This is a genomic window from Aliiroseovarius crassostreae (assembly GCF_001307765.1).
Lineage (GTDB): Bacteria > Pseudomonadota > Alphaproteobacteria > Rhodobacterales > Rhodobacteraceae > Aliiroseovarius > Aliiroseovarius crassostreae.
Genome location: NZ_LKBA01000019.1, coordinates 410421 through 425105, shown reverse-complemented (window position 1 = coordinate 425105; position 14685 = coordinate 410421). Strand labels below are relative to the sequence as shown.

Annotated in this window: 15 protein-coding genes; 2 read left to right on the top strand and 13 right to left on the bottom strand. The window is 57.9% G+C overall.

Going from position 1 to position 14685, the window contains the following annotated elements; genetic code table 11:
* Positions 1-32 precede the first annotated feature (32 nt).
* Positions 33-1184 carry a tRNA 2-thiouridine(34) synthase MnmA gene (gene mnmA, locus AKJ29_RS14805; protein ID WP_055192111.1) on the top strand — a complete coding sequence of 384 codons (1152 nt, stop codon included), beginning with the start codon at positions 33-35 and terminating at the stop codon, positions 1182-1184.
* Between the two features lie 212 nt (positions 1185-1396).
* Positions 1397-1912, top strand: coding sequence for a DUF2059 domain-containing protein (locus tag AKJ29_RS14800; protein WP_055192109.1), 516 nt, complete (start codon positions 1397-1399; stop codon positions 1910-1912).
* A 21-nt stretch (positions 1913-1933) separates the two neighbouring features.
* On the opposite strand, the gene lpxB is transcribed toward AKJ29_RS14800, so the two are convergent.
* From lpxB to pyrH, 13 genes are all read right to left on the bottom strand, one after another.
* A complete protein-coding gene (gene lpxB, locus AKJ29_RS14795) occupies positions 1934-3088 on the bottom strand; it encodes a lipid-A-disaccharide synthase (RefSeq protein ID WP_055192108.1) in 1155 nt (384 codons plus the stop codon).
* Positions 3085-3918, bottom strand: a complete 834-nt coding sequence (locus AKJ29_RS14790; RefSeq protein WP_055192106.1) for an LpxI family protein — start codon at positions 3916-3918, stop codon at positions 3085-3087. The genes lpxB and AKJ29_RS14790 overlap by 4 nt, the downstream gene beginning before the upstream one ends.
* A gap of 3 nt (positions 3919-3921) precedes the next feature.
* The gene (lpxA, locus tag AKJ29_RS14785; RefSeq protein WP_055192104.1) at positions 3922-4719 is read right to left on the bottom strand and encodes an acyl-ACP--UDP-N-acetylglucosamine O-acyltransferase; all 798 of its coding nucleotides are present in this window, start codon (positions 4717-4719) and stop codon (positions 3922-3924) included.
* Between the two features lie 3 nt (positions 4720-4722).
* A complete protein-coding gene (fabZ, locus tag AKJ29_RS14780) occupies positions 4723-5187 on the bottom strand; it encodes a 3-hydroxyacyl-ACP dehydratase FabZ (RefSeq protein ID WP_139231419.1) in 465 nt (154 codons plus the stop codon).
* Positions 5188-5341: 154 nt separating this feature from the next.
* Positions 5342-6052: an OmpH/Skp family outer membrane protein gene (locus AKJ29_RS14775; protein ID WP_161805450.1), complete on the bottom strand. Its 711-nt coding sequence runs from the start codon at positions 6050-6052 to the stop codon at positions 5342-5344.
* Positions 6053-6113: 61 nt separating this feature from the next.
* The gene (gene bamA / locus AKJ29_RS14770) at positions 6114-8387 is read right to left on the bottom strand and encodes an outer membrane protein assembly factor BamA (RefSeq protein ID WP_314732207.1); all 2274 of its coding nucleotides are present in this window, start codon (positions 8385-8387) and stop codon (positions 6114-6116) included.
* A 258-nt stretch (positions 8388-8645) separates the two neighbouring features.
* Complete coding sequence (locus AKJ29_RS19925) at positions 8646-8789, bottom strand: hypothetical protein (RefSeq protein WP_173487102.1); 144 nt, start codon at positions 8787-8789, stop codon at positions 8646-8648.
* A 142-nt stretch (positions 8790-8931) separates the two neighbouring features.
* Positions 8932-10269, bottom strand: a complete 1338-nt coding sequence (gene rseP, locus AKJ29_RS14765; RefSeq protein ID WP_055192099.1) for an RIP metalloprotease RseP — start codon at positions 10267-10269, stop codon at positions 8932-8934.
* 2 nt (positions 10270-10271) lie between these two features.
* On the bottom strand, positions 10272-11471 hold the full coding sequence (dxr, locus tag AKJ29_RS14760) for a 1-deoxy-D-xylulose-5-phosphate reductoisomerase (RefSeq protein ID WP_055192097.1): 1200 nt from the start codon (positions 11469-11471) through the stop codon (positions 10272-10274).
* A gap of 3 nt (positions 11472-11474) precedes the next feature.
* Entirely contained in the window at positions 11475-12281 is an 807-nt protein-coding gene (locus tag AKJ29_RS14755; RefSeq protein WP_055192095.1) for a phosphatidate cytidylyltransferase, read from the bottom strand.
* A 72-nt stretch (positions 12282-12353) separates the two neighbouring features.
* On the bottom strand, positions 12354-13079 hold the full coding sequence (locus tag AKJ29_RS14750; RefSeq protein ID WP_063139435.1) for an isoprenyl transferase: 726 nt from the start codon (positions 13077-13079) through the stop codon (positions 12354-12356).
* Positions 13080-13104: 25 nt separating this feature from the next.
* On the bottom strand, positions 13105-13668 hold the full coding sequence (gene frr, locus AKJ29_RS14745; RefSeq protein WP_055192093.1) for a ribosome recycling factor: 564 nt from the start codon (positions 13666-13668) through the stop codon (positions 13105-13107).
* A gap of 160 nt (positions 13669-13828) precedes the next feature.
* The gene (gene pyrH, locus AKJ29_RS14740) at positions 13829-14593 is read right to left on the bottom strand and encodes a UMP kinase (protein ID WP_055192091.1); all 765 of its coding nucleotides are present in this window, start codon (positions 14591-14593) and stop codon (positions 13829-13831) included.
* Between the last annotated feature and the right edge of the window lie 92 nt (positions 14594-14685).

Genomic DNA, 14685 nt, shown 5'->3' with positions numbered 1-14685 from the left:
ATATTTTGGCGGTCTTCTGGAAAGGACCTGTTATGACTTCTGACACGTTGGTTAAGGCCGCCACTGTTAACTCGCTGGGATTTGCCAAATCCCCGGCAGAAACCCGTGTGGTTGTGGCCATGTCTGGTGGCGTGGACAGTTCTGTTGTCGCAGCCCAACTAGCGGATGAAGGCTATGACGTCGTAGGCGTCACGCTTCAGCTTTACGACCATGGCGCGGCGCTGGCGAAAAAAGGCGCCTGCTGTGCCGGGATCGACATTCACGACGCACGCCATGTGGCGGAAAGTATGGGCTTCCCTCATTACGTGCTGGATTATGAAAACATCTTTCAGGATGCCGTGATTGAAGAGTTTGCCGACAGTTATCTGGCCGGCGCCACCCCTGTGCCATGCATTCGCTGTAATGAGCGCGTGAAATTCAAGGACCTTCTGGAAACGGCGCGTGACCTGGGGGCCGATTGCATGGCAACCGGGCATTACATTCAGCGAAAAATGGGCGCCCGCGGCCCGGAACTGCATTCGGCAGCTGACCCCAACCGCGATCAGAGCTATTTCCTGTTTTCCACCACCCAAGAGCAGCTCGACTATTTGCGCTTCCCCCTTGGGCATTTGAAAACGAAAGACGAAACCCGGGCACTTGCGCGTAAATATGGGCTGGAAGTGGCTGACAAACCCGACAGTCAGGACATCTGCTTCGTGCCGGAAGGCAATTATGCCGGGGTGATCGAGAAACTCCGCCCCGGTGCCGCAGAGCCCGGCCAGATTGTTCATGTGGATGGCCGGGTCCTGGGCGACCATCACGGGGTGATTCACTATACAATCGGCCAGCGTCGCGGGCTGGGCATCGGCGGCTTGTCCGAACCGCTTTATGTGGTCAGGCTGGATGTGGAGGCCAAGCAGGTTGTGGTTGGTCCAAAAGACCTGTTGGCCACGCGGATTGTCCCGGTGCGCGAAATCAACTGGCTGGGGGATGAGCCGTTCACCAGTCGGCAGGAATGGCATATGGGGGTCAAGATCCGCTCAACCCGCCCCCCGCGCGAGGCAATCCTCCGCCCGATTTCCGAAACAGAAGCCGAGGTTGAGCTTCTTACGCCGGAAGAAGGGGTCAGCCCCGGGCAGGCCTGTGTGTTTTACGACATGGACAGCCCCCGCATTTTCGGCGGCGGATGGATCTGGCGCGGTTAACTGCCTTTCGGGGGAGGGTTAACATATCTCCCTTTCCCGATACGCCCCCTATCCGACATCTCTGCCTGCGGTCTGATGTCCCCCTGTTTCAGGTCAAACCCGAGATGGATTAAGCACCCAAAAGAAATTTTTCCCAAATGTCTTGATCAATGTCGTTGTCCTTTCCTTTGCAGGAGGGGAAGATCCGCCAAACAAACCCGAAAGGAATTTTCATGCGCCTGACCACAACCGCCCTTGCCCTTACGCTCACCACCTTTGTGGCACTGGCCCCGGCACATGCCGAAGGAGAGAGCCACACCCAGAAAATTGCCCTGGCCGCTGGCTATATCGAAGCCACGCTGCAGGATATCGACATGTCCGCGATGATCCAGACCATGTGGAAACCTCTGGTAGCGGATATCCAGTCCAAGGGCATTCCGCTTGATGAGGGGCAGATCGCAAAAATCGACCAGATTTATCAAGATGAAATGACCGAGCCCATGTATGAGATCATGCGCGCGCAGGCTCAGGTCATGGCGGATGTATTTACCTTTGAGGAAATCAAGGCACTTCGGGATTTCTATGCAACCGACCTTGGCCGCTCTGCCATGTCCAAACTGCCACAGCTTGCAGAAGTTCAGACACCGCAGATCATGAAGACGATGCAGGAAAAAATGCCCATAATCATTCCGCGTATTCAGGAGATCCTTGTCGAAGGTGTCGAAACCGAAAGTGCCCAACCGCAGTAACCTGATTGGCAGGGCGGGGTTTTATCCCCTGCCCTGTTCCACCACCCCCAGAACCGCACGAGCAGCGCGCAGTCCGGGCGATTCGCCCCCTTTTCCCAGGCGCTCCATCGTCAGGTCCATGGCATAATCCTGCGACTGGCGATGGGTCAGCACCTCCTCAAGCGCGGGAACGATATTTTCCACCTGACAATGTTCGGCCAGAAATTCAGGCACCACACGCGTCTCGGACACCAGATTGACCAGCGTGACCGTGTCGATCAACAGCAGATTGCCAATCACCAACCGGCTGAGCCAGCTCATCTCATAGGCAATCACCATCGGTGTGCCGGCGGCAGCAAGTTCCAGTGAAACCGTGCCAGAGGTGGCCAGAGCCAGATCAGCCGCGCGAAACGCAGCTCGCTTGGCATCCTGATCTTCAGGAGCAATCAGAATAGGCTGCACCGGCCATTTCGCCGTTTCTGCCCGCACCAGATCAACCACACCCTGTGCCATTGGCAAGACGACTTTCAATCCCGGATGGGATTTCGCCAATTCTCCGAAGACCTGCCCGAAACGCTCTGCTCCCCGGGCAATCTCACCTTTGCGGGACCCGGGCAGCGCCAGCAGCAACGGACCGTCGCCCACATCGTGAATATCCCGAAAGGCCTGCGCCTGATGGGCTGTGGCCTGTGGCTCGGCCACAACCGGATGGCCAACAAAGTCGCATCCCATGCCGGCCTCATGCATATATTTCGGCTCAAACGGCAGCAGCGCCAGAACATGGTCCACATGACGCGCCATCTTTACCGCCCGTTTCGGTCGCCAGGCCCAGACCGACGGGGCCACATAATGCACGATCGGGATCTCAGCCCCGCCTTCGCTTTTGACGATCTTGGCAACACGCAAACAGAAATCCGGACTGTCGATGGTGATCAGAACATCGGGGCGGAGCCGCAGCACCTCAGCCGCCACTTCGCGAATGCGCCGTTTCAGGTGGAAATATTTGGGAAGAACCTCGGAAATGCCCATGACCGACAATTCGCTCATCTCGAATTGCGACACCATCCCCTCCCCCTGCATGGCGACGCCGCCGACACCGGCAAACGACACCTCAGGGGACAGGGTTTTCAGACCCGCCATAAGTGCCGCCCCGAGGCGATCACCAGACGGTTCCCCCGCTATCAGAAAGACCTTCATGCCTCCCCTTTCCGCATCTCCAGAAACAGGTCAAGCTCCTCAACCAGACGGATCACTTCCGGCTGATCCAGAACCAGCACCTGCCCGGCCGGGATCACAATGCCGCCAAGCCCGGCCCGCGCCACATTGCGCACGGTTGCGGGGCCGATAGTGGGTGTATCCATGCGGCTGTCCTGCCCGGTTTTGGGCCGTTTGACAAAGACCCCCGCTGCGCCGAGTTTCAGCTTTTCCGGTGTCTCGGCCACGTAAGACAACAGCGCATCCGTGCCCTGGATGCTTTCAATCCCCAGGCATTGCCCCCCCGCCACAACGGCACATTGGGCCACATCCAGCGGATCCAGTGCGCGCAGGATCGCAAAGGCTCGGTCCGCATCCGCGCGGTCCTGTGCGCTCATCTCGCGCCCGGCATTCTGGGCCTGTCCGGTCAGAGCTGAGGAGACATCTGAGGCGGACACAACCTCAAACCCCTGCTCTTCAAAGACGTCGGCCACCAGCCGCAACACGGTGTCATCCCCTTTGCCCAGCACCGCTTTCAGACGCGGAAACAGGGCCAGCGTGGTCATGTCCATGCGCAGCGGGTTGAGTTTCGGGCGTGACACATGGCCCGCAAAGCAGACACGCTTTACCCCTGCCCGGTGCAGAAGCCTGAACAAGGCCCCCAGTTTTTCATAAGACGCTTCGGCCTGGTCCCCCCCGGCGGGACGGATCACATCAATCCCCTTCAAGGACACGAACAAGGCCTGTGGGTTGGCCGCATGAAGGGTGCGGGGCAGATCACCTGCCCCGGCGATGATCGCAAGGCGACCGGGTGTTTCACGATAATCCAGCATGGTTTACTTCGGGGTCAGAAAGCCGCGATCGCTTTCGCCCAGAATAAAGCGGGTCATTTCGCGTACAAAGGTGCTGTCCGTTTCTTCATCAAGGCGTCGAGCCCGGTCTTGAAAGCTGCCTTCCCCCTGTTTGAGCGACAGGAACGCAGCGCGCAATGCTGTGATATCGGCACGCGCCACCCCCCGACGTTTCAGTCCCACAAGGTTGAGCCCATCCAGTTCGCCACGCGGCCCCTGCACCAGCGCATGAGGCAGGACATCAGCGGTCACCATGGACAAGGCCCCGATAATGGCGCCCCGACCGATCCGTACCCATTGGTGCAACCCGGACAATCCCCCAACAATCACGTCATCTTCGATCACCACATGGCCAGCCACGGCCACATTGTTCACAAGGATCACGTTATTGCCAATCTGGGCATCATGAGCGACGTGGCATCCAGCCATAAAGAGCCCGTCATCCCCCACCCGGGTCACAAAACCACCCCCTGCGGTGCCAGTGTTCATGGTCACATGTTCGCGGATCCGGTTGCGTTTGCCGATCATCAGCTTGGTGTCTTCACCCGAGAATTTCAGGTCCTGCGGGATCTCACCAATCACGGAAAAGGGAAAAACGACCGTTTCATCGCCAATTTCCGTGTCCCCTGTCACAACAACATGGGATTTCAGGACAACCCCCTGGGCAAGTTTGACCTTTGGGCCGATATGGCAGAATGGCCCAATCTGGCAATCCGGCCCGACAACCGCGCCATCCTCAACAATCGCGCTGCCATGCACCTGAGCGGAGGGGTCAATCGCCATGGATCAGCCCTTTCCGCCAGTCACGTCAATCATCGCCATGAAGGTGGCCTGACAGGCGATCTCATCGCCAACTTTCGCGACCCCGTCAAATTTCCAGACCTTGGCGCCACCGCGCACAGTGGTCACATCCATGGTCAGAACATCCCCCGGCACCACCTTGCGGCGGAATTTGGCATTGTCGATCCCCATGAAATAAACCACGGCACCGGTCCCCACCAGATCAAGCGACAGGGACACCATTACCGCTGCTGTCTGTGCCATGGCTTCGATGATCGTCACGCCAGGCATGATCGGCAGGCCCGGAAAATGGCCCTGAAAATGCGGCTCATTCATGGTGACCATCTTGATCCCGCGGGCAAACTCACCCTTGCGGATATTTTCGACCCGATCCACCAGCAGGAACGGATAGCGGTGCGGAATGCACTCTTGGATCAATAGAATATCAGCAGTGGCGGGCACATCAACCATTGTCATGTCCTTTTCAACTGGTCCCGACAGGCACAATCCGGCCCGGAACCAAAGTGTTTGTTTTCATATTGTGATTATCAAGCCCGCGACGGTGAAACAACGCCAATCCGAAGCGAGATCACACCAATTGCGCAAAGCGAAAGCCGGGACGGTCTCAATTGCCATCGTCTGCGTCAGGGTCAGCCTCCGGGCGAGATGCCGCATCCGCCCCGTTTTCGTCTTCTGGCGCAGCAGGTGGCGGCGGAACGGCAGGCCCTTTTGACCCCGTTCCATCGCCCAACAGCCGGTCGATCAATGCAATGGCCTGATCGGTGATGTCGATATTCTGCGTCGTCAACAAGATTGCCCGTCGATCCACGATCACAACACCACCACGCTCGCGCACAACTGCCCCCAAAATCGGGCCAATCCGGTCGAAATACGCCTGTTGCTCACGCTCGAACCGCTCGGTGAAACTGCGCTCCCGTTCAGGGCGTTGTGCCCGCAGGGCCTGGACCTTTTCGTCAAACGCATCGGCCAGCGCACGAAATGCCTCTGGGCTGAGGCGCGCGCGTTCCTCGGTCAGGCGCTTTTCCTCAGCTGCAAGGGCGTCATCCACCCTGCGCGCCTCAGAAGCCAGACGCGCGCGTTCCGCTTCCAGATCCTGCAAAATACGTCGCCCATATTCCGACTGCCTGAACAGCCGGTCGCGATCAACCGTCAGAATATGAGAGGCCTGCGCCGAAACAGACGGTGCGGGCGGTGCAGCCGTTGCAGGGGTGGAAACAGGCGCGCTGCTGTCCTGCGCAACGGCAAGGCCTGTCGCAGCAGCCCCCCCCATCATCACCCCAAGGGCTGTGACCAGTGTCCAAGCGGGTGCCCCCACAGTGAGACCTTGACGCGCGCGCCGGGTCCCACTCGGTTTTGCCTCCCCCATACGCATCGGATCAGAAACTGGACGAGATGGTAAGCTCGAAATTGTTCTCTTCGTCATAGGACTGTTTTTCCAGAACATGCGAGAAGTTCAGGCGCAGCGGGCCAATCGGTGTTTTCCAAAACAGCGACGCCCCGATGGAGGACCGCAGATAGGCATCGTCGTCAATCGCGCCCCCCAGATTATCATCCAGCCCCCAGAGGGTGCCCGCATCCAGGAACAAGCCGCCTGTCATACCGTATTCTTCAGGCAAGCCAAGCGGGAACTCCGCTTCAAGCCGGGCCACCGCGTAGAAATTGCCGCCAAGCGTATCCTTGTTGATTGCCCCAAGGTCGCGCGGCCCCAACCCGTTGCTGGCAAATCCACGCAGTTTGGACGGACCAAGATGGAACCGATCCGTGAACCGTGACACCCCACCGCTATCCAGACCGGCAAGGCCCCCACCTTCCAAAGTGGCGGACAAGGTGACCTGATCATTCAGAACCTTGGTCTGGGCGCGGGCAAGCGCCTCGGCCTTGATATACTGATAATCCGACCCCAAACCGCCAATATCGGCGCTAGCGCGCAGCAGCACGCCCGCGTTGGGATTAAGACCCGTGCGCCGGCTGTCGAAACTATAGGTCAGACCCGCGCCAAACCCGACCTGATTTCCGCGTGCAATTTCGTTTTTGATGATCTGAGAACTGTCGCCGGTTGAACCTGCTTCCGACATTTCGATGCCTTCAACAAAAGCCCGGACGCCAAGGCGACCATTGTCACTGACTGGAAAGCTCAGCGACGGGCGGAACAGGATTTCCGTGCTGTTGAAATCCGAATTGTTTGTCGTGTCCTCGGTGAAATTACTGTCAATGCCGAAGGTCAGATCACGGCCCAGAAACCGGGGTTCGGAGAAGTTGAAGGTAAAGCTTCGGGTGCTTTTTGCTGTCGACAGGCCAAGTTTCAGGAACTGCCCGCGGCCTAGGAAATTGCGCTGCGTATAGGAAAGGCTCAGACCGAAACCGTTTTCCAGACTGTAAGCCCCGCCAAGGCTCAGGCTGCCGGTGGGGCCTTCTTCCACATCCACATCCACAACAACGCGATCTGGCGCAGACCCCGGGCGGGTCTTCACATCAGCCGTTGTAAAGAAGCCAAGTGCACGAATGCGCTCGGCACCCTCGCGAATTTCGCGCGGGTTAAACGGATCCCCTTCTACCGTACGGAACTGGCTGCGCACCACCCGGTCAAGCGTGGTTGCGTTGCCTTCGATATCAATGCGTTCGACCACAATCCGCGGGCCGCGCGTTACGTTGAACTCGATATCCAGCGACAGATCACGTTCGTTTCGGGTCACAATCGGTTCAACGCGAATAAAGTTGAGCCCTTTGCGAAGCGCCAGACGCTCCATCCGTGCAATCGTGTTTTCAATCAGGCGCGGAGAGTAGACCACCCCCGAGCGCAGCTTGGAGGCGGCCGCAAACTCATCCGCATCAACCTCAGGCTGGTCCGTTGTCGTGGTGATGTTACCAAGCGTGAACTGCTGCCCTTCCTGCACCGAAAAAGTGATGAAGAACGCGTCGCGCTCCCGCGCGAATTCAGTGCTGTCATTCAGCACTTTGAAATCGACATATCCGCGCGACCGATAAAAATCGGTCAGCACCTGCTTGTCGAGTTCAATGCGCTCCGGGATATAGCTATCTGCGCGGATCAGGGCACGGAAAATACCCGCCTGTTTGGTTTCCAGAACGCGGCGCAGACGCGCATCGGAAAAGACACGGTTGCCCACAAAGGACAGGCGTTCAACCTCAACCGTTTTGCCTTCGGTCACTTCAAAAACCACATCCACACGATTGTTGGCGCGTCGAATGATGCGCGGTGTGACAGTGGCGGCCAACCGCCCCTGCGCCCGATACATCTCAATAATGGTCTGGGCATCCTGTTCGGCCGTGCTCGGGCTATAGGCATAACGCGGTTTTGTTTTCAGAAGAGGTTCGAAAATCTCATCTTTCAGGCGGCGGTTACCTTCGACGGAGACGACGTTTACCGTGGGAAATTCCTGAACCCGGACCACCAGCTTGCTACCTTGCGGCAAAAGCTCGACCTTTTCGAACAGACCGGACCCGATCAGGCGCTGATAGGCGTCGTTGACCTCGGCCGCAGAGACCGCTTGGCCACGGTTGATTCCCAGATAGTTCAGGATCGTTGCGGCCTTGACCCTTTGCGCCCCTTCGATATCAACCGCGCTGAACGCATATGTCTGCGCCATGGTCGGGGCAACATATCCACCGGAAGCCGCTGTTATTCCAAGCAAAATCGCAACTGAACTGCGTTTTGCAAAACGTGAAAACCTGTCTTTGCTGCACAGGGTTCCGCACTTCAGACTGCCTTTATTATTCATAACTTAGCTTCCGCTCAAACATCCCATTTCCAATTTTGAATAAAGGGTCGGCGGGAGCATGTCAAAGACGGAAAAGCGCCCCGGCAAGAGGGCGCTTTGAAGGGCTCACATAATGTTTCAGCTTGAGGCCATGCAGCAAAAGTCTGGCGCACGCCTTTCAGGGAGGTGTTCTTAAAGGAACAGGTTCACCATGATCGATGCAAGGGACAGGGCAACAAGGATGGCGCCCGCGCTTAGGAAACGGTCGAAATTTAATCCCAGCAGCAGGGACAGGCCGCGATAGCCATTGTGCAGTCCGTTTTGAATATGGTCCATCTCACTCTCCTGAAACAAACACCCATTACGGGCGGTAACAAGAGATTAACCGCAGGAATGTGGCGCAAATTTCGGCAGAATGTGGCATTTTCAAGGCAATCGTTCCACGCCTGCCCACTCCTCTGACACGTCCCCCCTCACCTTAGCAAAACAGGTCGTTGGTCACCCCAAACACCATCAGCGACAGAACAAGCGACAGACCAATGATCAGAAGGATATTCATCACCTTGTCACTGGGTTTGCGCCGGGTAACGGCCTCATAAGCAAAGAAGACCAGATGCCCACCGTCCAACACCGGAATCGGGAACAGGTTCAACAGGCCAACCGCCGTTGAAAGCATACCAATAAAGGCGATAAAACTGGACGTCCCCTGTGACGCGGCCTGCCCTGACACCTGGGCAATACCAATCGGACCCGACAGGTTGCAGCTAGAAATCGCACCGGTGATCATGTGCCACAGGCCCGACAGGCTGGAACGGATAATATAGATCACCCGATCCACCCCTCCCTCAAGGCTTTCCAGAACACCGGGCGTGCGCGTGGCCGGTTCAAATATCAGCCCTGCGGAAACACCGATCAACCAACGGGTTTCAAATCCACCCTCTGGCAGCGGAAGATCCTGACGACGGGGTGTCAGTGTCACCTCAAGACGCTCCCCGTCACGATAAATACCCAAGGTCAAAGGGGCACCTTCCCCGTTTACCACTAGGTCGCGCAGCCCCTCAAATGTGGCCACCCGATTGCCATCAACCGTCTCGATCAGATCATCGCGACGCAGACCCGCCTCAATCGCCGCAGATTTCGGTGTCACCGAGCCAATCAGAGCCGGGAAAGGATGCGGCCCCATGACCACAACTTTCTTGCCATCCCGGTTCAGGCGGTATTCCACAACGGGCGTGTTGGGAAGTTGAGTGGCGAAGGTGTAAAACTCCGACAGTTTGGGCGTCTCTGCCCCGGCGATTGACAGAACCTCATCGCCCGGCTGCAAGACATCTTCTACGCCCGGCAAGGGTTTTACCTTGCCCACGGTCAGCGGATCGGTGCCCACCCCGGCCCACATCAAAATCCCGCCAAACAGAAGGATCGACAGGATGAAATTGAAGATCGGACCGGCCGCAACGGTCGCGGTACGGGCCCAAAGCGGCGCCCCCGGCATGGTGTGGCGACGCTCTTCTGGCGAAAGCTCTGCCAGAACCTCTTCATCGGCACCGCCAGATGCCGCATTGGCATCCCCAGCAAATTTGACATATCCGCCAATGGGATAAGCGGCGACCTGCCATTTGGTGCCATGTTTGTCCACGCGCGAATACAGCACCGGCCCCATGCCAATGGAAAACACATCCGCCTTGATCCCGGACCAGCGCCCAACGATGTAATGCCCATATTCGTGCACCGCCACGATGATGGTCAAAGCGACCACAAACGCAAGAACCGTGAAGGCCAGATTGCCAAAATTCGGCAGGAGTGAGATGAGATCCATGATTATCCTTCTAGCACGGTTGTGACGGGACGAGAGGCGCGCGCTGCAATCAACTCCTGCGTCCTGATACGGGACATCTGGTCAGCGGCCTGCACATTATCAAGGGTCATGGCCGCTCCGATCAGTGTTCTGTCGCCAGAAAGGTCAGAGAGCGCCTCTTCAACCAACCCCGCCATTTCCATGAAACCGACCTGGCCCGAGATGAACCCATCCAGTGCCACTTCCTTCGCCGCATTGAACACCGCGCCCGTCAGCCCCCCGGCTGCCATCACTTCGCGCGCCAGACGCAAGGCCGGATATCGCAATTCATCTGGTGCCCGAAATTCGAGCGTCGCCACGCGGGCCAGATCCAGCCTCTCAACCGGCAGATCCCGCCGTTCGGGCCAATGCAGCGCGTAGCCGATGGCATGACGCATATCCGGCGCACCCAGATGGGCCATCAGGGCGCCATCGTTGAACCCCACCAGCGCGTGCACCAGGGATTGCGGATGAACCAGCACCTCGATTTTTTCAGAATCAATCTGAAAAAACTCTTTTGTTTCGATAACTTCCAGCGCCTTATTGAACATAGAAGCACTGTCGATTGTGATCCGTTGCCCCATGTCCCAATTGGGATGAGAGGAGGCTTCGGCCAAGGTGGCAGAGGCAAGCCGTTCAAGCGGCCAGTCCCGGAATGCACCGCCGGAGGCCGTGATGATGATCCGTTCAACCGCGTGCATATCTTCGCCGACAAGACCCTGAAACACGGCGGAATGTTCACTGTCCACCGGCAGGATCCGCGTGTGATGCGCCTGTGCCGTGGCCATGATCAGGGGGCCCGCGGTAACCAGGCTTTCCTTGTTGGCCAATGCCAGCGTCGCCCTGTTTTCCAGCGCGCGCAATCCTGGCAGAAGCCCTGCGGCCCCGACTATTGCCGACATGACCCAATCCGCCGGACGACAGGCCGCTTCTTCAAGCGCACCCGCCCCGGCCGCTGCTTCGACGCCAGACCCCGCCAGCGCGTCACGCAAGGCAGGCAGGTTGCGTTCATGGGCTGTCACCGCCACATCCGCATTCAGACGCCGCGCATCATGGGCCAGTTGGGACACATTATGCCCCCCGGTCAACGCAACAACGTCATACCCCTCTGGGTCACGCGCAATAAGATCAATGGTGGATTGGCCAATGGAGCCGGTTGCTCCAAAGATTGAAATTCTGCGCATGGATCACCCCGCCACGAACACCGGAACGGCCATGACCAGCGACAGAACATAAATCAGGGCTGCGGCCCCAATCATGGCATCAAACCGGTCCAGCACACCGCCATGGCCGGGGATCAGGTAAGAGCTGTCCTTGACACCTACATGGCGCTTGATCGCGCTTTCAATCACATCCCCCATCTGCCCGGCAAATGCGGCCAGAACAGAACCGATCATCCAGTAAAGTGTCGTCCCTTCAGAGGCAAAGAAAAGCCCGATCAAGGCAGCGCCAATCCATCCGGCCACCGTTCCTGACCAGGTTTTCTTGGGGCTGACACGGGGCCAGAATTTCGGCCCGCCAAGGATGCGTCCCGCAAAATATCCCGCAATATCAGACACGATCACCACCAGCACCAGCCAGATCACCAGCCTGCCATGGGACAATTGCAAAAATCCCAATGCCGCCAGCATGATCACAAACCCGTATCCCAGTGCCAGATTACGCCGGTCCGGCAACAGATAAGCGCCCAGCATCGGCGCCACCAGAAGGCCAATCCAGGTCCAGCCAAAGCCACCTGCCCCCATCAAACGCAATCCGGCCAGTTCAACGGCAAAAGCGGCAAGAACGCCGACACCAATTGGCACCAATGCATTTGTCGGGTCCAAAAGCCGGATCAGTTCCCAAAAGCACAGGCCAATCACCACCGCGATCAGGGTGACGAAAACAACGCCTCCCATCCAGATCGCTGCCCCGGCCACCAGCGCCATCAACAGTCCGGCACCGGCGCGCGGGCCAAGATCCATCCATTTCGATCCGGTTTTCACATCTGACATGCGGTTCCTTTTCTACTGGTCATCAGCAGTCCTTGGGCAGCGCCGATCCCCGGATCGCCCTGCGGTTAGCGGTTATTCGGCTGCAGTGTCCACGCCCCCGAACCGGCGATCCCGTCCGCCAAAGCGCGTAACGATCCGGCCAAAAAGTTCGGCATTGAAATCCGGCCAGAGCGTATCAATAAACTCATATTCCGCATAAGCCGACTGCCAAAGAAGGAAATTGGAAATCCGCGCCTCACCAGAGGTTCGAATGACCAGATCGGGATCCGGTAAAACACAAGTATCCAAATACTTTGCGAGCGTTTGTTCATCTACCAGATCTGCGTCGATCCGCCCCAAAGCGGCATCCTGCGCCAGACGTTTCACGGCGCGGGCCACTTCGTCACGGCCACCGTAATTCAGCGCAATGGTCAAATGCACACGATCATTGTCGCAGGTGAGTTCTTCCAGCTCGTCCATCAGCTTTTGCAGCTTTTCATCGAGCCGCACACGGTCCCCGATAAAGCGCACCCGCACGCCTTCATCACGCAGCGCACGGGCTTCTTTCTTGATGTAACGCCGAAACAGGCTCATCAAACCGGACACTTCCGACTGGGTGCGCTTCCAGTTCTCTGTCGAAAAGGCAAAGATGGTCAGGTATTTGACGCCAAACTCGGGGCAGGTTTCCACAATCTCGCGGACCCGCTTGGCACCGGCGCGATGGCCAAACAGGCGCGGCTGGCCGCGTTTTTGCGCCCAGCGGCCGTTGCCATCCATGATGATGGCCACATGTTCCGGCGATGTTTTATCCTTGCCCACGCGGCCCCTCCTGACAGGTCTAAAATCAGACCTGCATGATCTCTTCTTGCTTGGTTTCCAGCGCCTTATCGACCATCTTGACATGTTTGTCGGTCAGCTCCTGGACCTCATCATGCCACATCTTGTGATCGTCTTCGCTCATCCCATCCTTGGCACGTTTCAGCTGCTGCATCCCGTCCTGGCGCACATTGCGCACAGCGACACGGGCGCTTTCGGCATATTGGGCGGCCACGCGGGTCAGTTCGCGGCGACGTTCTTCGTTCAGCTCAGGGATCGGCAGCATGATGATCGTGCCATTCAGCTGGGGATTGATGCCCAGACCGCTTTCACGGATCGCCTTTTCTGCTTTCCCCACCAGAGATTTGTCCCAGATATTCACCGTCACCATCCGCGGCTCCGGCACGTTCACGGTGCCGATCTGGTTCAGAGGGGTGCGCGACCCATAGGCATCCACCATGATCGGATCCAGCATCGAGGCCGACGCGCGCCCGGTGCGCAGCGATGCAAACTCGGTTTTCAGCGCGCCAAGGGCGCCTTCCATACGGCGTTCCAGATCATCCAGATCCAGTTCAAATTCTTCGTCAGCCATCTCAGGCGTCCCCTTTATCCATCTGCTCTTGTTTTCGAGCGTCTTTTCATACCTATAGCCCTCCCGCACGGGCCTTGTATAGGGCGGCCCATTTGCAGCGGAAAAAACTGTGTCTTATGGGCAGGTCCTTGCCCAATCCGATCGGATCCCCCCGGCCAGATCAGCCGCCCACTTTGGTGTAGGTGCCCTGCCCCGACAGGATGCCTTTGAATCCACCCGGTTCATCCAGACCAAACACAACCAGTGGCAGGTTGTTGTCTCGCGCCAGCGCAATGGCAGAAGCGTCCATGACACGCAGACGCTTGGCCAGCACGTCATCATAGCTGACATGGTCATAGCGCACCGCATCTGCGTGTTCTTTGGGATCCTTGTCATACACCCCGTCCACACCGTTTTTGCCCATCAAAATGGCTTCACAGGCCATTTCATTGGCCCGCAAGGTGGCAGCCGTATCAGTTGTGAAATAGGGGTTCCCGGTTCCGGCGGCAAAAATGCAGACCCGCTTTTTCTCAAGGTGGCGCACCGCCCGGCGGCGGATATAGGGTTCACAGACTTCATCCATGCGAATGGCGGAGATGACCCGGGTGAATACCCCCATTCCTTCCAGCGCAGACTGCATCGCCAGCGCGTTCATCACGGTGGCCAGCATCCCCATGTAATCCGCAGTGGTGCGCTCCATCCCCTGGGCGGACCCGGACAGGCCACGGAAAATATTCCCGCCCCCGATCACCATACAGATCTCAACCCCCATCTCGGCCACGCTTTTCACTTCGCGCGCGATTCGTTCGACGGTGGGCGGGTGCAGGCCAAACCCCTGGTCCCCCATCAACGCTTCGCCAGAGATTTTCAGCATCACGCGCTTATAGGTGGTCGCGGAGGTATCGCCGCTTTCTTCAGAGAATACGGCAGCAGAGGTATCAGTCATGGGTGGAAGGTCCTGAACAAGAAGATTGTCTTGCCCGGCAAAATGGCCCAAACAGGCGAAACTTTCAATGCGTATACGGGCCGTCTTTCGAA